The following is a 20,137-nucleotide window of genomic DNA, read 5'->3' on the forward strand; positions in this document are numbered from 1 at the left end:
ATATTGGTAATCCGCTCAATGACTCTAACAAGCCTACCCGGCCAGCCACTGTCTGAACGTCTCGCTGTCCAGCAGCTTCGCTTTCAAATATTGCCGGTCCGTAATATCGTCCAGGCCGATGATCTCGACCCCGCTGATCAGTTGCAGCGATTCCATAATATAATTGGAGCCGATAATCAGATCGGCATCAAAGGTGTCGACCGACGAAATGTCCGTGTGCTCGACCCAGGCCTTGAGGCCCCACTCCTTCAGGAGTGCCTCCACGTTCAGCCGGATCATCAGGCTGGTGCCGAGCCCGCTGTTGCAAGCTACGATGATTTTTTTCATTCGAAGCCCTCCTTCTCCCGCAGTCTCTGCCAAATCTCCCGGCCGTCGCGCGAACTTTTAAGCTCCTCCATAAACGCGTTATCGTTCAACGCATCCAGCAGCGTGCCGAGCGCGGCGACATGCCGCTCCCTGTCCACCGCAGCCAGCGTGATGACGAGCCAGACCGGCTGACCGGACGGCCCGAAGGCCAATGCCTCTCGAAAGGTCATAACACTGAAGCCCGTGCGCTTCACGCACTCCGGCATGTATAGGTGAGGAAAAGCCACTCCCGCACGGATGATGAACGGATGCTTGTTGGTGGAGATGATCTCAATCAGCTTCTCTCCATACCTGGCGTCCGTGACGCCTTGCTGCATAAGCAGCCGATTCCCCTCGCGCACCGCGTCCTCCCAAGGCATGGCCTCCCCTCCGAGCGAGATCGATTCCGGGGCCAGCAGTGCGGTCAAGCCATAATCCTCTTCGCGGGGTTCCTCCAACCGGCTGCCGCCTTGGAACAGATGCAATAGTTCTTCCAGCAGCCTGTTTCGGTTGTGGATATGCGCGTTTCTTTCGACCACCTGAAAAATATCGTTCACCGCCTGCACCGCCGCCGCAGCCGCCGCCGATTCGCCCGAAGGCGATACGCCCAGAAAGCCCGTGATCTGCTTTTGATCCTCCTGGTTCAGCAGCGGCGATACTTTCATCCACGGCACCTGCAGGGCATGGCTGATCTCCATCGTGCTGAGGATGGCATCCGCCGTCTGCAGCGTAATCTCCGCCGATTCCTTATACGAATAGGTACCGACGATATCGACCTGCGGAAAAATCGCCGCCACCCGACGCTTCAGCATCGCGGAGGTGCCGAGCCCCGAGCCGCATACGACCGCTACGCGCTTACGTGTCGGAGCCTTCGGCGGAATGAGCCCGCTGCCGATATGGAACATGATATAGCCGACTTCGTCCCGATCGAACGTAACGGACCAAGGAGCCATCACCTCATTGACGATCCGCTCCAGTACATTCAAGAGCGAGCCGTACTGGGCTTCGAGCTGTTCCATGAGCGGGTTTTTGGACTGCAGTCCGAATTTGGCCCGGTAAATCGCCGGCTTCAAATGAATCACGAGCCCTTGCACGATCTGGTCGATCATTTGCAGCGGCCGGCCGAGCTCTTGCTCGGTGAGCACAATGATTTGCTTGGCGAGATCGGCAATAACAAGATCTTCAGCCGGAAGGCTCTGCTTCTGCGCGCCCAAAATATGCTGCGTGATATACCCGATCTCCGTGGCGGGCAGATTCACTTGGAAATGCCGCTCAATCCGAGGTACGACCTCGGTCTTGACGAGTTCATACGCCTCATGGTCTTGCAGCTCGGACAGTGATTCGCGGTCCATCTCGATCGAATGCGTGCCTTTCAGCCGCTCCATCGCCATCAGCAAATGCAGAATCAGCGTGGAGTAACCCGCATCCGTAAATTGCACGCCCATCTTCTCCTCAAGCCGCTGAATCGTGTCGAACAGCATCGCCGCATCGTCGGCCTCGAACCAGTCCTTCCACGGCGTCATAGGCGAGTAATTCGCTCCCCGCTGATCGAGAATATACCGGAGCAGCTTGTCGTCCGTAATTTCCAATCGCAGCAGCTGCAAATAGGCCCTGCGCTTCCGCTTCTCCGAGCCTTCGATATGCAGCTGCCCGCGGTCTCTGATCAGGGTCAAATCCCAGCCGGTCAGTCGCTCCCTGATTTCGTTCAAATCCTGCAGCAGCGTATTCTTGCTGATCCCGAGCTCTTCCATGACCGTCTTTACGGACAAGCTCGTCTCCTGAAGCAGCTGCTTCATAAGCAGGCTGACCCTCTGCTCGGCATCCATGTAATCCGGCCGCTCCCCCATCTGGAGAGCCAACTGCTCCGATTGGCCGGTCGCAAGTCGCAGCAGAACCCCGGCGGAGCGGTCTCGCACCAGGCTCACACCGCGTTCCCGCAGCCAGTCTTCCAACTGCAACAAATCCGCCCGCACCGTCCGCAGAGAGATCCCGTATTCATCGGCCAACTGCTGCAGCGGAATGTACTTGTCGCTCTCCATCAGCTGCTTGACCATTCGCTGTTGCCTGCTTGATATCATCTATGATCACCCGAGCATTTAGTAAATTTGTATGCGCTATCATAACTATATAAGATAAACTATTCGAATGTGAGAGGGGCCAGTAATTGAATATATATAATTATTGCATATTTAAAAAGCAAGATATAGAGCAAGCGCGAAAAAAAACGGCCGCTCATCCGAGCGCCCGTCCAGTTATTGCATGAGTTTTCCTCGATGTCCTGATGCTTCCTCTTGCTTCGCGATTCTGGATCGCGGGGGCGGATAGCCCCGCAGCATGAATACGGTGTTTTATATATTAATCACGAACCAATTCATCTTCTTGAATTAACCTTGATACAGCATTCAATTTCGGAAGCACCTTCTTTCATGTGTATTTATTGGCGGTTTCATCTTGGCTCTTTCTTCAATTTTAGTTCGAATTCTTGGCATGCAATAACGAACACATCGTCATATGTATAAACTATGTATTGCTTCAACTCCAGACCTCTTGCATCCTTTATATCTTTAAGAATTTTTGTATTCTGTATTTCTGCAAAGCTACTATTTTCATTGTATGGATCATTAAACATCTGCATACTTACGTCTAATTCAACCATATTAAAGTAATAAACTTTCTTGAATAACAATTCAAAGCCAATAAACCCATCATCATTTGATGCTGAGCATAGTAGCCCGTTAATCTCACCGATTAATCTAACTTCATTCTTTTGATAATTGAATTGAATATCATCGAGGAAGATCGCGTCTCTTCCTTGAATTTCTCCTAGTTCGGTTTTTATAGCTTTAATTTTCTCCATTAAATTAATACCTCGCAGATTTAACTAAATTTCCTGAGGAACCGGGCGGATCTAGGATTTTCCTTCAAATGTCTTCTTTATTTCTTCTCTATCATAGTCTAAGATCCATTCATTAAACTTAATGTATATATCCTTCAACTGTATAATTGAGTTTGAAATCACATCACATCCACGATCATCATAAATATGAAAAATCAAACCTTTGTTCATATTGATGAAAAAAACATCATGATGAATTGAAGGTTTTATTCCTACATCCTGATTGCAGATAGCTTTGAGTAAGTTTAAATAGTCTACATCGCTTACTTTGCAATTTATAATATATCGGTACGTATTATTTTCTTCGTTAGGCTCTTCATCATCCTCAGCAAAAATATCGGGAATTATAGTGAGTTTTAAATTCTTTAACACTTGTTTGTTTCTAATGTATCTACTATAAAGTTTTAACTTCTTAACTTGATATTTATATCTGTAAGCGAAAGAGGCATTTGTAACAATAAAAATATCATCATCTCTCATGAACAGTGCTCGAAACAATTCAGTAGATCTACTATAGACCTGTTCCATATAATGACTTACATCCAGATCATATAAATGTGGATCACCGAGTTTAAATCGAATACCAATATTCCAATTATTAAAAAGCGGCGGTCTTACAATAAGATTAGGAAAATAATCATTAATAAATTTATCAAAAGTCATTTGATTCCTCCTTGTTCTTTTATAAACTGCTTCTAATAATACCGATTTTCTTCATATTAATTATTATCGATAAAATACAATTGATAGAAGTTAGCCCCATCCAAATAAAAATTGAATACGACATCCACACCCATATCATTAAATAACTACTGTCTAATAGATAAGGCCAGGTCATTACCAATACCAAAAGCATAATGCTTAAAATAAGTGCGATACTGCTTCCTGTCATTTTTCTGAACCTTGTTTTTTCATCTTTAATATTTAGTTTTTTTCCCCTAACGAGTTTAATTGCTTGGACACATAAGATAACGACAGCTATTATTACTAAGAATGAAAATACCCAATCAATTAATAGATACGCGTCATCATAATTAAATTTGTTCATATGATTTCCATTCATATTCTTATAAATGTTATGAGCAATAAGCGATGGTGCAGTTGAATTCAAATTAGCCAGAACAAATATGGCCTGCTGTTTGTCCAAATCAATAAGAACCTGTGAGGAGTAATTAGGATTAGATCCATTATGACTAACAACTCTATTTTTCGTATCAATGCTCCATCCGAATGAATAGTATTGATTCTCAGCTTCGTATCCCGCGGTTTGGATGTCGACTTGATGAGATTGTTCGATCGCTTTCAATAAATGATCCGATATATCGCCAATCCCCATTTGGGCATTGATCCAGCGTTCTATGTCTTTTGAATTCGTAACCAAATATCCCGCAGCGATATTCCCATAATATCTTGGGGCATCATATTCTAAGCTTCTTCCAAAAAATATACGATATCCTTTGGTAAGTTTATCAGATTCCTTTTCCTGACCTGTTGAAAAATAACTATCCGTCATCCCTAAAGGAAGCAGTATCTTTTCAGTCATGTAGTCCTGATAACGCTTGCCTGTGACCTTTTCAATCATCATCGCTAAAATATCATAATTAACTGTAGCATAATTATAGGCTGTCCCAGGATATGTATGTAATGCAATGTCTGACACATGATGTATCGTTTTTTCAAGCATATCCTCCGTAGTACCTTCAGGAATTAACCGAATACTCCACGGTGGAATTCCACTTGTATGGGATAACAACTGATGAATCGTAATATTAACTTTCTCACCCTTAATGGTTGGCTCAAACGATGGAATATAGTCTGTAATAGAATCTGAAAGTGATAAGTAGCCCTCATTTTCCAATAAAATAACGGCCAAAGCCGTAAATGCCTTTGTAGTCGATCCCAACTCAAATAATGACTCTTCCGTTACCCTTTTCTCATTATTAACATCTGCATATCCGTAACTCTTATATTTTGTCTTGCCCTGCTCCGATACTACCAAAGCCACCCCTGGAGTCGCTGACTTGGCCATGATGGTTTCCACCATATTATCCGTATTATCATAATTCCCCGTCCTTACCAAACTCCCAAGTTCATCCCAACACACTATAGTAGTAATGATTGCGATAAGTAGGATGACACATATTGTTGATGTGCTTGTTCTACTTAGTATTTTCTTCATTGTGATTCTCCCTATTGTAGGTCTTCTAAAAAAATAGGCATAACGGCCTGATTTGCGAGTAATTCTGCAAGTCGTACTTTCACATTGTTGGACTAAGACATACTGGAGAAAATACTTATACTATTCGCCTGCTCTTTTTGTGGTATATCACAACGGTTACAATGGAACCAAGAACGATCACAGCATTTGCGGCAATTGTTCCTGCCCAAGTCATAGGCAGGATGCCAGAGACGGAGCTCGCCGAATTGAACATTGGTATGGCATAATACGCACCATAAACACACGGCTTTTGCCTGATATTTTGTAGATTGCCCCGTATAAAAACCGAAACGCAATGAGTTGAACTGCAAACATTCAGAAGTCAATGAGGCCCTCATAGTGACCCGACCCTGGAATGAAGAAGAGAGGGACTTGCCACAAAATTGGAATCATTTGGAATAAATAGATGATACTACGTAACCATATTTCTTGTTAAACCCAGGCTGCAATATGTACGTCCAGCCAGTCTCCTCCAAGCCACCAATAATAAGGTTGCCAGGCAGGGCAAGGAAGAACATATAAAATGGAAGAGCCGTGTCAGTGCGGCCTGAAACTGCAAGATGTATCAAAAAATATAGCGCAAGCCCTGCAACAACGACAAATAAGGAAATGTGTTGTTTTTGGCGTAAAAAACAGTTTTCAACCATTCCTTAAAGTCTGCTATTTTGTTATTTGTGGTACCCATATACTCAATAGTCTTTCTTTGGTTTTATAAGATTCCTAATCAGATTACTCATCATCCATATAAAAATGGATAGGTTCACAAACAAAAAATACGTATTCAAATTGAAAAATTGGTTGTTTATGTGTATTGAAAATCCTGAAGTTATACTATTTATGTACTCCCAATCTATACTTCCGAACTGATCCTGATATACTTCAGCAAGGAATTCCCGATATTTACCGTGACTCACGCTTTGATAATATACTCCTACAATAAAATGGCTAAAAATTATAACAAGTACTGTTATCTTTTTAGTTTGACTTACTACCCATTTTCTAAAGAGAGTTTTCCATTGAACTATCAATATAATAAACAGTATGAGAAGAGGAAATAATAATAGAATAGCAGGGTTTCCATTCCCGGAACTGTGTCCTGGAGTAGTCGTCATTGAATTTCCAAATAGAAATATAAATAAAATTACTATCAAATTAAGTAACAGAAATATCTTGTTTTTCATTTTACCTCCTCGAGATAACCTACATTACCATATTGCAGTTGTTTCAGATAGCGTTTCTATATTTACGAACCCGAGAGGCTTGAGGCGCTTAGCGCCGGGTCGAAGACTTAGCCTCGCAGGGTTGTCTGAAGTCATAACTTCCTCGCCTTATCTTCTGCAGACCAAGGGGCCGTCAGGGCCCGCAGCGTGAATGTGATGTTATCTGCTGTTCCTCACTTCTTCGACTAAACAGTAAGTAAGTCTTTCATTAACCAATCGTTGTAGTTTCCATCCTTCGAGACAAACCATATATTCGTATATTTACTTGGCTTATATATCAAGTCTTTTTCTCTTAGAAAGCAACTCATTCCAAATATAGGGGAGGCGTTTCTAATTAATAGTGTTATTGGATATATAGTTTCGTACTTAAGTATCTTCTTTTCTTTTTGTTTTAGTAGTCCATTTAGTGTTTCTATATAATCTTTGGAGTTTTCTAATCCATGTATTTCGTTTGTAGATCTGCCTAGTTCGCCTTTCTCGTTTTTTAGTACAAAATCCGGACACTCACGTCTTTCTGCTATTTCCAACTTATCTTTGTGGTTTAGATTATATAGGTTTATATATATGCTAACTGCTGCTTCTTCTAATGCATATTTCTCATCATTATGATTGTTCATATCTTATAGTTCCTTTTATAGGTTTTGAAGAATTGCAGATAACGTTTTGTATTCACGACGTCCGACGAATGTCGGATGTGTCCGGCTGACTCTGCTCCCTGTCTACTGAAATGCTGCTTTGAAACTCATCGAGCTTCAGTCCGGGCCGAGGGGCGAATGCTCCGATGCGTGTATATGGTGTTATCTGCTGTTCGTCGCAGCTTTGAAGTTACATCCAATAATTTATCTATCCATAATATCTTTAAATAGTTCAATTTTGTCGCTATCTTTTTTATAGATTCCAAGATATTCAAATAATTCAAAAGAAAAATCAATGAAAGCTCGTCCTTTTGCTGTAATTATATGTTTATCTCTAACTACCCTCTTATCGATATAATTCTCCCGTGGAAAGGGATCTTCTACTTTCAATGTATTTATCTTTTCTATTGAGCATGATGTGGTGAACTTACATCTATTTAATATGCCGGCTCTTCCTAAATATTGTGGCCCGTTACAGATGGCTGCAAGCATCTTTTTAGATTGGTCAAGTTTAATTATCAAATCTGATAGCTCATCCTTCTGATTTCGAATCGGGCCACCAGGGATAATGAGTCCTTCAATATCGTTTAACTCTATTGCTTCTTTAACTAACAAATTAGGCCTATATTGCAAGCCAGATTCACTAATTATCGTTTCATATTTATATCCTACTGATAAAACTTCTTTCTTTCCTACATTTCTAATTTTATGGAGCGCTAAAGTAATCTCAAAATCTGCGAAATCTTCAGATATAAAACAAACTATTTTCCCCATCGATGATACCACCCTAAAATTAAATATAAGGTTTGACGAATTGCAGATAACGTTTCCGTGTTCACGAAACGACCCAGCCTTAGATAGCTCTTATCTTAGGCTGGGTCGTTTGTTGTCTGAGCTTCTCCCATGATTATACATCTTGACAACCAAGGGGCGATAGCCCCGATGCGTGAATGCGGAGTTATCTGATGCCAGTGCCATCATTGAAATACTTAAACCTGTCTACGTTCTACTTCTTTTATTATTGGACAACTACTTGCTACCACATCAATTATATGATCATAACAAACTACACCGTAATGCTTAAAAGGTCCTGGATAATCTTCTGATGCAAATGTTCCGATAGAAATAAAATCTAAGTATCTTGACCTTGAGTATATTCTAAAAGATTTCCCTGCAAAAACTTGATAATCATCCCATGACGTGAACGATTCATTCAAGACGGAATATCCAATATAGCTTTCAAAATCAATCTGAATGACAGGCGACTCTTCATCCACATTAACTGAATAACTATCGCCAAAGTTCTTATCATTAATAATTAATGGTTCAGGAATGTCACTTACTTTGCTTCTGCTAAAATAGAGGCTCAGTGAATTGCAACTAGGTTCATTGAGACCTAAAAAAAATATGTTCTTGAGATCCATAAGATCTTCGTACTTCATCGAATCACCCTTCGTACTAGTAATTGCAATGGTTTCAGATAACGTTCCCGCATCTATGAAACGACCCAGCCTTAGATAACTCTTATCTTAGGCCGGGTCGTGTGTTGTCTGAATTTACTCCTATGAGTTATCTTCTGACAACCAAGGGGGGAATGCCCCAAAGCATAGAGGCATAGTTAAGTGATGTTACTGCCTTCCCTGCGTTTAAATTCTCATATTCAGTTTGATTCCTATGTATTCTAGATAGTTATTTATAGTATTTTAATGGTATTTCATTACGTCTTATATGTTATAATTTTCTAGTACAATAAACGGCTAAAAGGGCGGTCGGCTAATCTCCCAGAAGGGAGGTGATGCCCATGGAGGTCAAAGATGCACTTTCCTTAATGTTCATGTTCGGCATGTTCATTCTGGCATTGCTCACCTACATGAAAAAGAAATAGACCGCCCTGGCTAGGATAACGGTCTATTTCCGACCCATCTTACGTGGCCGACTGCTCTTTATGCAGTTATTGTACTTTGGAGTCGTGTTCGCGCACGGCTCCTTATTTATTCTTACCTCAGTATAACTCAATTTATAACGATTTTATAGATATTATTTGTTAATTTTGCATTTCCGGTCTGTTATTCCTTATCGCAGTAATTTCACTTAACGTTCTTGTATTTACGAACCCTCACTGGCTAAAGCTGCCGTTCGATCTAGCGTAGCGATCGGAACTGCCGGGTCGGCTGCCGACTTTGCCCGTGCAGGGTTGTCTGCTGATTCCGCTTCTTCGAAACTCCTCTGCAGACCAAGAGCCGTCAGGACCGCAGCGTGAATACGGTGTTAGATGAAGGGTGTGCCATCTCTGAGTAAGCCCCGACATTTAGCCCTTAATACTTATTTTCAATAATTTCATTACTTCATCTTTACTCTTTGATAATTTGTTCATCATATCGTTTATCAAGTTATCAGAAAAAACGATTTCTCCATTAAAATTACTTAAATGTTCTTTGTAAGATACAATAGCACCCTCAACATCAATTTGTTCAAGCAACTGCACTCGATTAACTGCTAAATTTAGAAAAATGTCACAAAAGACTTTGACGCACTCCTCAATAACAGCTATGTCTATACCATTATTGGGATGCCACATTTCAAAACTTCTTGGCTTAACCCCATATTCATTTAGAGGTAGATTCGAATAAGGTAATTGATAAAAATCTTCATCTGAAGGATTATCATAAAAAAAGTGGTAGTGAATCTTATCACCATTTAAATATTCAATAATATGATCTTGAAATTCTCTCTCTTCGGGATCATCTGCTAGATCCTCTAATACATGACTAAGATAATCTTTAGTACAAATACAAGTTGATCCCAACTTATTTACTCCATATGGATCGTCGTAGATAAAAATGTCTTCCCAGCCTGTTAGCGGACATAATCCATATATTCCCCACCAGAGATTATATGAATTTGTACTTACATAAACGTCTTTTGGATTTTCCATAAATTCTTCTCCTGATTAACGTTCATAAAATAGTCTTTGCACATCTTTCATCTAACGTTGTTGTATTCACGAAGCGACCCAGCCTTAGATAGCTCTTATCTTAGGCTGGGTCGTTTGTTGTCTGCTATATCTTCCTCGATTATACAACTGACAACCAAGGGACGGTAGTCCCGCAGCGTGAATACTATGTTATGTGAAGTTGATTCTTCTAGAACCTACTAAAACCAGAACTTCTATTCTTGCAAAAATATAAGTTCTGGTTATTAATATTTTCTATGCCTTGATTATTTAGAACCAGTAAAAATAATGATCACGGAAGCTATTGTGGATATTTTCCCAAAAATCGAAAGGCCTCGGCCTTTGCTACAGTACAGGGGAATCTACGTCAAATTCAGTGGTTCCATACAGGCTGCGGCAATGAATTTAAAAATAAAAAGATGGACGAACTTCTGGAAACCTTTGAGATTGGTCGTTCCTTGCATGCAAGGCTGTCTCTATGACAACGCCGTAGAGGAAGCCACCTACAAGGTTATGAAAACCGAGTTCGTCAACCAAATGGTTGTGAGTATGTTGCATAACTTGCTTGGAGTGCTGCCATCTTTTGCTGCCATGCTGCCGATTCACTTGCAAGTTCGCTCTTTAACTACTCTTTACTTTTTTGGTGAACACTGCAAGCAATTTTCTTTATTAGCCAATCGATAAAGGATCCAACCACAAACCAAATTATTAAACTTAACAAATAAAATATTTGTATATTGTCAAAAGCTCTATGAATATCATTAATGAACCATAGTGGAGGGCTAGTAAAATAAATCAGTAAGTTTTTGTCGTCAATCTTCCAGGCAACATCAAGCTGAGTCCAGTTTAACAGCGCGATAACGAAATATATAAAGCTTAATAAATATTTGAACCTAATTAGTCTTTTCATTAAAGAATTTCCATCTCCGTACAACATATTTTGAGCTTATTTTAAGCCTCAACTACACTTCTGAATCCACCTTAGAGTGATTATAACTTATTTATCTCCATATGGGAATATTATACAAATACAGATGTAATGTCACCTAGACATCTACTATTTTCCAAAATGCATTGTATTTGCTCATGCTAAACTCCATCTCTGACATCGGACCGTCCTAGTGCTTCGGAAAAAACTTTTTGAAGCGATCGCTCGTGCAAATGGGTTCCCGGATATTGCCCAGGAAAAAGCCAGACGGACGGCTTCTCTAACTTGACGTATTGTTGCACAAGTTCCCATGCCGTTCGGGACAAAAGGGTGTGACGGTCTTTTTTCCCCTTCCCTTGCCGAATGGAAATGGTTCCCCGATCCCAATCGAAGTCGGTCAGCTTCAGCCGTACCACCTCACTGACACGCAATCCTGAGGAATAGGTCAAAAAAAGCATGGCACGATGCTTCAAATTGTTTGGGGCTTCAAGAATGCGAAGAACTTCTTGCCCGGATAAAACGTAAGGAAGCTTCTTCTCCTTTTTGGGACGCAGGTAACGCGCTTCTTCCGCGGACCGTTTCAAGACTTTGGCAACAAGAAAGCGCAAAGCGCTAATCGCTTGATTGACATAGGCATGGGAATGGCCCTGCTCCAATAGCTTTAAGGCGTATTCCCGAACTATCGTACGTTCGAATAAGGGCATGCTGTGATCGTCACGTTCTTCTGGCGAAAGAATGTTTTCTCGTTGCACATCAATGTACTCCAAGTACCTCCTAATATGCCCGCGATAGGCTTTGATCGTTTTGTAACTATAGCCCTTTGCTTTTAGAGTAAGAACTGTATCTTCTTCTACTTTGGCGACTAAACTATTCCGTTTCTTCGGCTCCCCCGGCTTGGCTTCCCCTTCCTTTATTGCTTCCAGAAACCGCGAGTCCACGGCAAGTTGCTCACTAGGCACAAACTGTCCTTCCGGAAAACATCCATACAACCGCCGAATCATATCCACGGAAAAAGAAAATCGCCAACTCTTTGACTCTGAATCCCAACGACAACCTGGTAGCGCAGAACGCAACCTCTTCAAATCCTCCGATTGGAAATGCCGTAATTTTACCCATAACTCCTTGTCATTGACCCGCCCGATATGAATGATCATCGCTTTAACCCCTTTCATTCTTTTTCCCCACAAAAAAAGACAGCCCTCCGCAGAGTTCTGCCTTTCCGATGCTTTCGGATACCCGGTTATGTATGATCGATCTTCAATATAAGAACATTTCATCCAACAAAATTTGCGCAAAAGCTCCAAATAAAATCATGCCGATCCCAAACACGATCCCCCACCCGGAGGTTCCGCCTTTTTGTAAAATTAATTGACGGCAAACTTCCGGATCCCGATGGATTCGAAAGATTTGATCCATTTCTCTCTTTGCTTTTTGGTAATACAGTTTATTTCCAAGCGTTCCATTTAAGATATAAATAGCAATAAAGGCGCCTTTTAGCGGGAAGCCCAATAGTAATTCAATAAAGGCCAACAAAATAATGATTCCTACGTAAATCGCGCACTCGGCGTACATTTTTCGATAACCGAACCATACCGGGTTAAGTAGAAAAGACGCCCAATTCCATTTTGAATTTTTTCGCCATTTTTCAATGTACCTTTGATTCTGGGTATACACCAACAGCCATTCTTCTTCCGGCGACATGGGAATTTGTTGTTGATATGGCTGCTGCGCGTATCCCTGTTGCCCATATCCTTGCTGCCCGTACCCTTGTTGCTCGTATCCTTGCTGTCCATATCCTTGCTGCCCATATCCCTGCTGGCCGTACCCTTGCTGTTCATATCCTTGCTGTCCATATCCTTGCTGTCCATATCCTTGCTGCCCATATCCTTGCTGCCCATATCCTTGCTGCCCATATCCTTGCTGTCCGTATCCCTGCTGCCCATATCCCTGCTGCCCATATCCTTGCTGTCCGTATCCCTGCTGGCCGTACCCTTGCTGCGGATAAGCTTCCTGCCCGGAAGCTTGCTGCTCAAATGCTTGTGGTTCACTCGCATACTGCTGAGTTTCTTGTTGCCCCAATGCCTTTCCGCAGCTCTCGCAGATACGGTCGGATTCGCTTAAACGCTGCCCGCAAAAGAAACAAAACTTCGTTTCCAAACCCATTCCCCTTTCTTCGCCATTTGGCCGCTCTTCTACCCTTTCACCTTCAACCCCAACAACTTCGAAAAACCGATTGCCTGCTCCGGCGCCACGGTACATCCAGCCAGTGCCTCTACCGGAACGTCGATTCGGTCATACGTGCAAGTACTGATGTCCATGCCCTTCAGCGAGGTGTTGTTGAAGTCCGCTTCGTTCAAGTCGCATTCATGAAGCTCCACGTCTTTGAATTTGCAGCCGTAGAACGTCGCATTCTGCAAGGCGCTGCCGGTGAAGCGCACCTGCTTCAGGGAAGCCTCGCCGAAATCGGACAGGTTCATGACGCAGTTTTCAAAAGTGACGAACCCGAGGTTGGCCTTGCTCAGATTAACGCCGGTCAATTTGCAATCCTTGAAATGGACGCGGTGGATCACGCCTTTTTGCAGGACAGCGTTGGACAGGTCGCAGTTCTCCAGAACCGCGTCGGTCAGGTCCATCCGATCGAAGGTGGTATGGGCAAAAGAACACCCGCGCAGCAGCACTTTAGCCAAAATGCACCGATCCATGACCTCATATTCGAACCGGTCTCCGCTGAGCAACCCGTTCACCAGTTCGCGGTCTTCGTCCTCCAGGACATCCTCCCACCGCACTTCGTTCAATTCCGCCGGAAGCTGAGGTGCCATCATTTTTATTTTCGCCGCCATGTCTTTATCCCCTTCAAAAATTAAATTTAATGCATATCTAAAGCGCTCATGCTCCGCCAGCTGTACGGGTTACAACCACAAAATTGCCGCAAAAAAGCACGGACCCGAGCACCGCAAACAAGTAAACCCAACAAGGTGTAACTATCCGGCAAAACCGGACCCCGGCACGCCGTTGAACGCTCCCTTCAAGCCCTTCAAATCCAATCCGTCCACGGCAAAAGCTTTCCGCACCAGCTCCGGAGGCACAAACTCGTCGTACTTTCCGAGATAAGGGGCTTCGGACGCATCCAGCAAACTTTCGGCGTCCAGCGCGCCGGACAGTTCGGATTGAATGGCGGCCAGCAGCTCATCCGCCCCGGCCCGTCCGGCGACGACCATGTAATACGGCTCCATCGGGACAACCTGCCGCAGTCCCATGGGCTCGGTCAGGTTGTGCTTCAGCAAACGCTCCAGCGTGCGGAACTGCTTGCTTCCCGCCCAAGGCAGCACGAACAGCGAGTCCCCGCCCGCCGGAATGACGGGGCTGCGCAGCAGACCGCTCTCCCGCGCCAGCCTGCGGGCCCGTTCCAAGCGGTTCACCGCGCCGGGCGCCAGGTACGGATAAAGCGTCTGCTCCTCCAGGACCTGGCGCATTTTTTGCACGACCCGGGTGTGGACGTCGCCCCCGGCACCGAGCCAGAGCGTGTCCACCTTGCCCCGGGAGGACTTCACGTACACGGCCTTGTGCTTGTTGTCCACTTCCTCGACCTTCCAAAGCTTGCCGGCCAGCGAAAAGCAATAACCCGGCGGCGGTACCGTCGTGATGCTTCCGATCTCTTCCGAGCCGTTGTACACCATATGTTCTTCATCGTCCTTAAACACGGCGTAGAACCGGAAGTTGTTCACGATCTTTTCCCCGCCGAGCCCGATGATCAGCGTGCCTTCCTCTGTCTGCTGAATATGGTCGGTCTGCAGCAAATACTGGAGCAGCTGCTTGTACTCGCCGGGCTCGACCTCCCGAAAAGCGGGCAGCGTCAGCACTGCCCGCGCCAGATCGGCGGGCTCGGCCTCGCCGATGCTTTTGAGCGTGCTCATCGTCTGATGATAGAGCACGCCGACCGGGAGCCGCCGCAAATCCAGCGGCTCCACCCACCGTTCGCGGACATACAGCTCGATGACCGCGATCGCCCGCAGCAGCATCCACGGCATGCGTGCCGGGAGCTGCGCTCCCTCGTCCTCCTCCTCGGCGACGAGGAACATCATTTCGGACGCCGCATCCCCCCGGCGTCCGGACCGGCCCAGCCGCTGCACGAAGCTCGAGCAGCTGTACGGCGCGCCGAGCTGGACGACCCGCTCCAGCTCGCCGAGGTCGATGCCGAGCTCCAGCGTCACCGTCGCAGCGGCCACCGCCGGACCCGGGCCGGAGCGAAGCGCGGCCTCGGTCTCCTCCCGCAGCATCGCGGATATGCTCCCGTGATGCACATGAAACACGTCGCGCTCCTCCCGCTTCGCGGCGATCCGGCGCATTTCGAGCGTGGTCATCTCGGCGTCGGACCGGCTGTTGGTGAAGATGAGCGCTTTTTTACGGTGCGTGTTGTCGTAAATGAAGTTGTAGTAGTTCTGCTTCGCGAGCTCCAAATGCTCGGCTTCCCGCTCGTCCCGCGCATCCGGGAACGAAAAATGCTCCACCGACAGCTTCAGCTTCCGCCCGCCCTGCGGCGCGACGACCTCGACCGGCTGCCCGGTGCCCGCCCCGAGCCAGCGCGCGGCGGTGTCGTAATCGCTCAGCGTCGCCGACAGCCCGATCCGGCGCGGCGAGCAGGACGCCATGCGCGTCAGCCGGGTCAGCTGGCTCAGCACCTGAATGCCCCGGTCCGCGCCCATAAACGCGTGCACCTCGTCGATCATGATGTACCGCAGATCATGGAACAGCGCCGGAATCGCGTTCGGCCGGTTCATCAGCAGCCCCTCCAGCGACTCGGGCGTAATCTGCAAAACGCCGGAAGGCCGCTGCATCAGCTTCGTCTTTTCAGACTGTGAGACATCCCCATGCCAGTGCCAAACCGGCACCTCGCCCTCGCGCAGCAATTCCTTGATCCGCTCGAATTGGTCGTTGATCAGAGCCTTCAACGGCCCGATATACAGAATGCCGACCGACTCCGACGGCCGTTCGAACAGCTCCGTCAACGCCGGAAAGAACGCCGCCTCCGTCTTCCCCGACGCCGTCCCCGAAGCGATCAGCAAATGATGCGGGGTATCGAACAGCACGCGGCAGGCTTCCACTTGCGCTTCGCGCAGGGTGTCCCACTTTTTGCGGTAAATGTATTCCTGAATAAACGGCGCCAGTCTGGAAAACGCATTTTTCCCGCTCATAGCTCAAACTCCGCCAAAAAGTCGTCCAACTCGTCCTGCCCGTCCCGCTTGCCTCCACCGCCGTGTACGCCGCCCGATGCAGCCGCAGAAGCATATTCCTGTTCCCGCTCGCCCATCAGCTCCTCGAACGTCAGATCCTCATGCTGGTGCAGGATGTGCAGCACATCCATAAAGTCCCGCACGACCTCCCGGGTCGTCAGCAGCTCCTCGGCGCCCAGCCGGTTCACCGCCGCCTGCATGAACGCGATCAGTTGCTCGTCGCGGAGCCGCGGCTCATAGCCCATATGCATCGCATGGATGTCGCGCAGCTTTTGCAGCAGGATCAAAATTTCCTCGTGCGACAGCATTTCCAGCTTCAAAATCGGCGACGTATACGTCCGCCGGCTTCCGCTGCTATAGCGCCCGTCCATGAGCCGCGACCGCAGGGCGTCATAGCTGAACAGCCCTCTGCGCTCGTCCTCCACAAACTGCGGCGTACCGCCCAGGTAAATGCCCAAATGCTGCGCCTTGCCCTGCATCGTGTCGTTGAACATCGTCAGCAGCTTTTCGTAATTGCTTTGGCGGGACACGCTGTTCGTAATTTTGTACAGATTGACCCCTTCATCGATAAAAAGCAGCAGCCCCTTGTATCCGATCTTCACCGAAAACTCCGCCCACAGCTTCATGTACTCGTACCAGTTGTCGTCATCAATGATGACGCCGACGCCGAGCTCCTTGCGGGCTTCCGTCCGCGTTCCGAACTCCCCGCGCAGCCAGCGGAGCGCCGCCGCCTTCAGGTCATCGTCCCCAAGCTTGTAACCGGACCAATACGCGGCCAGCACCTTGGCAAAATCAAACCCGTGCACCATGCTCTGCATCTCGTTCGTCACGGCATAAATGCGGAGCTCCACCGCTTCATGCAAACCGGGATCGCCCGGACGCAAGCCGGTTGCTTGCATTTCCTGCTGCTGGAGCGCGGCGATCCACTTTTGCAGCATCGTTTCCAGCGCGCCGCCATCCGGTCTCGTCCGGGTGGACAGATGCATCATGAGCTCGCGGTATGTAGCCAGCCCCTGGCCCTTGGTCCCGACCAGCCGCCGCTCCGGCGACAAGTCCGCATCCGCCACGACAAATTCGCGGTCCATGGCATAATTACGGATCATTTGCAGCAAAAAGCTTTTCCCGCTGCCGTACCGTCCGGTAATAAGCCGAAAAGCCGCTCCGCCTTCCGCGATATTGTCCATGTCCTGCAAAATCGACGCCACCTCGGGCTTGCGTCCGACCGCGATATGCTCCAGCCCAATCCGCGGCACCACGCCGGCGGTCAGGGAATTCACCAACGCGGTGGTGAGCCGTTTCGGAATTTGCATCGGTTTCATCGTTCATCACCTCATTAACTCGTCTTAAATCAAAGGTAACTCTCTTTAACGGAACTAGCAGACGCTATTCTCGTTAGATTGAGTTGTTTTAGAAACTTAACGGAAATGAGAGCCCTTATGGCGCGATATTCCAACGATTTTGGCACATATCGAGGCAATTAAAGGCGCTTATTTCCGTTAGATTCTGCAAACCGCCCCATTTTGGCAAAATAAGATCTCTAGGTTCCCTTAGCTTAACGTCAGCGAAGCGAATACGGGGGATAGGGGAACCCAGGGAATCCGGTCAAAAATTTACGATAACACGATAGCACTTCACCTACTGTTCACTACCATCAACGTCCAACCGCCCGCCACATCCCCTCGACCTTGCCCATGTAATCCTCGGCAATCTCATCGCCGTCAATCAACAAATCTCCGATCACGTCCATGGCAGCCTCGTTGATCTCATCCATGAGCAGTTCCGGCATCGAGCCCGCTTGCTCCGCAATCCGTTGCCGCTCCGCCGATCCTTCTCCATTCAACATTATAGCCAGTATATTGAAATGAACCTCGGATAACCGGTCGCCAAGCGCACGCCATTCTTCCTCAAGCTCCACGCCGCTATCATCAAAAATATCCGGCACAAGCTGTGCAGGGGGCAGCGCCTTTTCAGGTGCCTCCCCAGGGTTCTCCGTTCGTGCTGCTTCATCCTCGGATCCTGCGAAAACGAATACTCCTTCTGCTTTTTCAACCTGTACCCCTGACGAGACAATTGTTCCCGCTTCTTCACTCGGTGCCCTTACGGAGTCAAATGCTTCCGCCGCTTCATTCGGTACTCCTCCGGCTCCAGCCGCTGATTCATCATCCTGGAACCCTACCGAGACAGCTGCCCCCACTTCTTCACCCTGGGCCCCTGAGTACATCTCCAACCTATGTTCCTCAACCGCCGCCTGGGCCACCTTCCCCGGCACTTGATCTCTGTCATCCAGTAACGCCGGCATTTCTGTCTCCCGCTTCGCTGCCCGTTCTTCCTCCTGACCGATCCATCCCCGCTCAAAATCAAACTCGGCTTGCACCGGCCCATTCGGGGCCTTTCTTCGTCCGCTTCCTTCCGGTCTCCGATCCTCCGCCACGCGTCCCCGCTCTTCCGCGGCCCCCGGCGGATCTTCGGTCAGCAGCATATCCCGGACCTCGTCCGACTCCCGCTGCAGCTGCCGCAGCTTGGCGGCATTGATTTTGACCGCGGGAATGCTTTTCTTGGCTTCCGCCGCTTTTCGCTGTTCGAATTCCTTGTGTAGAAAACGATGCACCAGCTGCTCCACTTCGGGCTCCACTTCGATACCCCGCAGTTTCCCTTTGAACCCTGTAAGCTCCCGCAGCTTGTTCTCCGTCAGTCTGACGAGCTGCGTCAGGTAGGCGCGAAGCGGAAGATGTCCGCTGATCGGCAGCATCGTTACCGTCACGGTGCGTCCGTACAGATCGTGATCATAAACGGCGCTCCGAAAAAGATACCGTGTCGCCGTTTTTTCCCTCGGCATGAACCGTTCCAGCAACCGCTGCCCCTGGATTTTCCCTAAATACCCGTCCACCAGAGTCACGACCTTCGGAACATATTCCCTCAGTTCCTTCCGCCCCCGCTCCGCATAAAAACGGCTCTTCTCGACCTCGTAGTCGATCAACTGCAGCAGCATATCCCACTCCAGCGCCAGCGGTTCGGCGGAAAACCGTCTTTTCCACTCCAGTTCCTTCAATTCGGGAGACATGCTGCGCGGAAGCTTCCGCATCGGTAAGCTCGGCTCCAAATCCAGCTTATACGCGAGTCCGAGATCATACAGCCATTCCCGTACATACCCGTCCAGTTTCGGGTACCGCTCACGGTATCCCAGCCAAACCCGCTCCATCAATTCGTATCCTTGCGCCGGTTCCTCCCAGCCCACGCCATGGATCAGCTCATACAAGTACACAAAAAGATAAGACAGGTCCGTATCGGGATACCGCCCCGACCGAACCTCTCCGCGCCAGTGCAGGTACCAGCTCAGCTGCCTCGGCTGCATCTCGTCATACGTCGGCCAATACGTTTGAAAAGGGACGAATTCCGCCGGATCCCCCGATTTCCACTCCAGCTCGCGCGCCTTCTGCACAAACTGCTGTTCCCGGGAGACATAGCGAAATTGCTGACGAAAATCCAGTTCCCTTTCCCCGGTGTCCGGCTCCACGATCCTGCTGATGACAGGCTCTGCCACTCCTTGCCCCTTCTCCGATGCCTCCGAAGACCCGCCGAGATCGAATTCCGCAAAAATAAGCCCCCGCTCACGGGCGGCTTGTCCGTTATTCAGTTCTATGTGAAAGTTTTGCCGATCTTTTTCGCCACTCATCTTCCATAGACCTCCATCATACAATCATTATACCATCG

Annotated in this window: 18 protein-coding genes and 1 pseudogene; 2 read left to right on the forward strand and 17 right to left on the reverse strand. The window is 47.5% G+C overall.

Annotated elements, in window-relative coordinates; all coding sequences use genetic code 11:
* Positions 1–33: 33 nt before the first annotated feature.
* From ACSFXJ_RS16655 to ACSFXJ_RS16695, 9 genes and pseudogenes are all read right to left on the reverse strand, one after another.
* Entirely contained in the window at positions 34–327 is a 294-nt protein-coding gene (locus ACSFXJ_RS16655) for a PTS sugar transporter subunit IIB (protein WP_435921466.1), read from the reverse strand.
* The gene (locus ACSFXJ_RS16660; protein ID WP_435921468.1) at positions 324–2,399 is read right to left on the reverse strand and encodes a BglG family transcription antiterminator; all 2,076 of its coding nucleotides are present in this window, start codon (positions 2,397–2,399) and stop codon (positions 324–326) included. The genes ACSFXJ_RS16655 and ACSFXJ_RS16660 overlap by 4 nt, the downstream gene beginning before the upstream one ends.
* Before the next feature lie 392 nt (positions 2,400–2,791).
* Positions 2,792–3,202, reverse strand: coding sequence for a hypothetical protein (locus ACSFXJ_RS16665; protein ID WP_435921469.1), 411 nt, complete (start codon positions 3,200–3,202; stop codon positions 2,792–2,794).
* Between the two features lie 51 nt (positions 3,203–3,253).
* The gene (locus ACSFXJ_RS16670) at positions 3,254–3,904 is read right to left on the reverse strand and encodes a DUF3885 domain-containing protein (RefSeq protein ID WP_435921470.1); all 651 of its coding nucleotides are present in this window, start codon (positions 3,902–3,904) and stop codon (positions 3,254–3,256) included.
* Between the two features lie 19 nt (positions 3,905–3,923).
* A complete protein-coding gene (locus ACSFXJ_RS16675) occupies positions 3,924–5,420 on the reverse strand; it encodes a serine hydrolase domain-containing protein (RefSeq protein ID WP_435921471.1) in 1,497 nt (498 codons plus the stop codon).
* 115 nt (positions 5,421–5,535) lie between these two features.
* Positions 5,536–6,132 (reverse strand): annotated as a pseudogene (locus ACSFXJ_RS16680) (CPBP family glutamic-type intramembrane protease); the annotation flags it as partial.
* Between the two features lie 732 nt (positions 6,133–6,864).
* On the reverse strand, positions 6,865–7,296 hold the full coding sequence (locus ACSFXJ_RS16685) for a hypothetical protein (RefSeq protein WP_435921472.1): 432 nt from the start codon (positions 7,294–7,296) through the stop codon (positions 6,865–6,867).
* Between the two features lie 222 nt (positions 7,297–7,518).
* Positions 7,519–8,088: a DJ-1/PfpI family protein gene (locus ACSFXJ_RS16690; RefSeq protein WP_435921473.1), complete on the reverse strand. Its 570-nt coding sequence runs from the start codon at positions 8,086–8,088 to the stop codon at positions 7,519–7,521.
* A gap of 215 nt (positions 8,089–8,303) precedes the next feature.
* Positions 8,304–8,756 (reverse strand): hypothetical protein, encoded by a 453-nt coding sequence (locus tag ACSFXJ_RS16695; protein WP_435921475.1) that lies wholly within the window; start codon positions 8,754–8,756, stop codon positions 8,304–8,306.
* Between the two features lie 359 nt (positions 8,757–9,115).
* Between ACSFXJ_RS16695 and ACSFXJ_RS16700 the strand changes: the two genes are divergently transcribed.
* Positions 9,116–9,199, forward strand: a complete 84-nt coding sequence (locus tag ACSFXJ_RS16700) for a putative holin-like toxin (RefSeq protein ID WP_220687457.1) — start codon at positions 9,116–9,118, stop codon at positions 9,197–9,199.
* Positions 9,200–9,622: 423 nt separating this feature from the next.
* On the opposite strand, the gene ACSFXJ_RS16705 is transcribed toward ACSFXJ_RS16700, so the two are convergent.
* Entirely contained in the window at positions 9,623–10,249 is a 627-nt protein-coding gene (locus tag ACSFXJ_RS16705; RefSeq protein ID WP_435921476.1) for a hypothetical protein, read from the reverse strand.
* Between the two features lie 306 nt (positions 10,250–10,555).
* Between ACSFXJ_RS16705 and ACSFXJ_RS16710 the strand changes: the two genes are divergently transcribed.
* Positions 10,556–10,951, forward strand: a complete 396-nt coding sequence (locus ACSFXJ_RS16710) for a hypothetical protein (RefSeq protein ID WP_435921477.1) — start codon at positions 10,556–10,558, stop codon at positions 10,949–10,951.
* A 405-nt stretch (positions 10,952–11,356) separates the two neighbouring features.
* Here the strand turns inward: ACSFXJ_RS16710 and ACSFXJ_RS16715 are convergent, their stop codons facing one another.
* From ACSFXJ_RS16715 to ACSFXJ_RS16745, 7 genes are all read right to left on the reverse strand, one after another.
* Positions 11,357–12,349 (reverse strand): tyrosine-type recombinase/integrase, encoded by a 993-nt coding sequence (locus ACSFXJ_RS16715; RefSeq protein WP_435921479.1) that lies wholly within the window; start codon positions 12,347–12,349, stop codon positions 11,357–11,359.
* Positions 12,350–12,452: 103 nt separating this feature from the next.
* Positions 12,453–12,845, reverse strand: coding sequence for a DUF2628 domain-containing protein (locus ACSFXJ_RS16720; RefSeq protein ID WP_435925786.1), 393 nt, complete (start codon positions 12,843–12,845; stop codon positions 12,453–12,455).
* Positions 12,740–13,243: a hypothetical protein gene (locus tag ACSFXJ_RS16725; protein ID WP_435925878.1), complete on the reverse strand. Its 504-nt coding sequence runs from the start codon at positions 13,241–13,243 to the stop codon at positions 12,740–12,742. The genes ACSFXJ_RS16720 and ACSFXJ_RS16725 overlap by 106 nt, the downstream gene beginning before the upstream one ends.
* 144 nt (positions 13,244–13,387) lie before the next feature.
* Positions 13,388–14,035: a pentapeptide repeat-containing protein gene (locus ACSFXJ_RS16730; protein ID WP_435921481.1), complete on the reverse strand. Its 648-nt coding sequence runs from the start codon at positions 14,033–14,035 to the stop codon at positions 13,388–13,390.
* Positions 14,036–14,176: 141 nt separating this feature from the next.
* Positions 14,177–16,387, reverse strand: coding sequence for a DEAD/DEAH box helicase (locus ACSFXJ_RS16735; protein ID WP_435921482.1), 2,211 nt, complete (start codon positions 16,385–16,387; stop codon positions 14,177–14,179).
* Positions 16,384–17,745 (reverse strand): ATP-binding protein, encoded by a 1,362-nt coding sequence (locus ACSFXJ_RS16740; RefSeq protein WP_435921484.1) that lies wholly within the window; start codon positions 17,743–17,745, stop codon positions 16,384–16,386. The genes ACSFXJ_RS16735 and ACSFXJ_RS16740 overlap by 4 nt, the downstream gene beginning before the upstream one ends.
* Before the next feature lie 332 nt (positions 17,746–18,077).
* A complete protein-coding gene (locus ACSFXJ_RS16745) occupies positions 18,078–20,099 on the reverse strand; it encodes a TerB N-terminal domain-containing protein (protein ID WP_435921485.1) in 2,022 nt (673 codons plus the stop codon).
* Positions 20,100–20,137 lie beyond the last annotated feature (38 nt).

Source organism: Paenibacillus salivarius (assembly GCF_051307165.1).
In the GTDB taxonomy this organism is placed as follows: Bacteria; Bacillota; Bacilli; order Paenibacillales; family Paenibacillaceae; genus Fontibacillus.

Excerpts from the sequence above, each read along its gene's own strand:
- ACSFXJ_RS16710 (WP_435921477.1), top strand. The coding sequence starts at position 10,556 with ATGATCACGGAAGCTATTGTGGATATTTTCCCAAAAATCGAAAGGCCT.
- ACSFXJ_RS16675 (WP_435921471.1), bottom strand. The coding sequence starts at position 5,420 with ATGAAGAAAATACTAAGTAGAACAAGCACATCAACAATATGTGTCATC.
- ACSFXJ_RS16685 (WP_435921472.1), bottom strand. The coding sequence starts at position 7,296 with ATGAACAATCATAATGATGAGAAATATGCATTAGAAGAAGCAGCAGTT.
- ACSFXJ_RS16700 (WP_220687457.1), top strand. The coding sequence starts at position 9,116 with ATGGAGGTCAAAGATGCACTTTCCTTAATGTTCATGTTCGGCATGTTC.
- ACSFXJ_RS16690 (WP_435921473.1), bottom strand. The coding sequence starts at position 8,088 with ATGGGGAAAATAGTTTGTTTTATATCTGAAGATTTCGCAGATTTTGAG.
- ACSFXJ_RS16730 (WP_435921481.1), bottom strand. The coding sequence starts at position 14,035 with ATGGCGGCGAAAATAAAAATGATGGCACCTCAGCTTCCGGCGGAATTG.
- ACSFXJ_RS16695 (WP_435921475.1), bottom strand. The coding sequence starts at position 8,756 with ATGAAGTACGAAGATCTTATGGATCTCAAGAACATATTTTTTTTAGGT.
- ACSFXJ_RS16705 (WP_435921476.1), bottom strand. The coding sequence starts at position 10,249 with ATGGAAAATCCAAAAGACGTTTATGTAAGTACAAATTCATATAATCTC.
- ACSFXJ_RS16715 (WP_435921479.1), bottom strand. The coding sequence starts at position 12,349 with ATGATCATTCATATCGGGCGGGTCAATGACAAGGAGTTATGGGTAAAA.
- ACSFXJ_RS16745 (WP_435921485.1), bottom strand. The coding sequence starts at position 20,099 with ATGAGTGGCGAAAAAGATCGGCAAAACTTTCACATAGAACTGAATAAC.
- ACSFXJ_RS16735 (WP_435921482.1), bottom strand. The coding sequence starts at position 16,387 with ATGAGCGGGAAAAATGCGTTTTCCAGACTGGCGCCGTTTATTCAGGAA.
- ACSFXJ_RS16655 (WP_435921466.1), bottom strand. The coding sequence starts at position 327 with ATGAAAAAAATCATCGTAGCTTGCAACAGCGGGCTCGGCACCAGCCTG.
- ACSFXJ_RS16670 (WP_435921470.1), bottom strand. The coding sequence starts at position 3,904 with ATGACTTTTGATAAATTTATTAATGATTATTTTCCTAATCTTATTGTA.
- ACSFXJ_RS16665 (WP_435921469.1), bottom strand. The coding sequence starts at position 3,202 with ATGGAGAAAATTAAAGCTATAAAAACCGAACTAGGAGAAATTCAAGGA.
- ACSFXJ_RS16740 (WP_435921484.1), bottom strand. The coding sequence starts at position 17,745 with ATGAAACCGATGCAAATTCCGAAACGGCTCACCACCGCGTTGGTGAAT.
- ACSFXJ_RS16660 (WP_435921468.1), bottom strand. The coding sequence starts at position 2,399 with ATGGTCAAGCAGCTGATGGAGAGCGACAAGTACATTCCGCTGCAGCAG.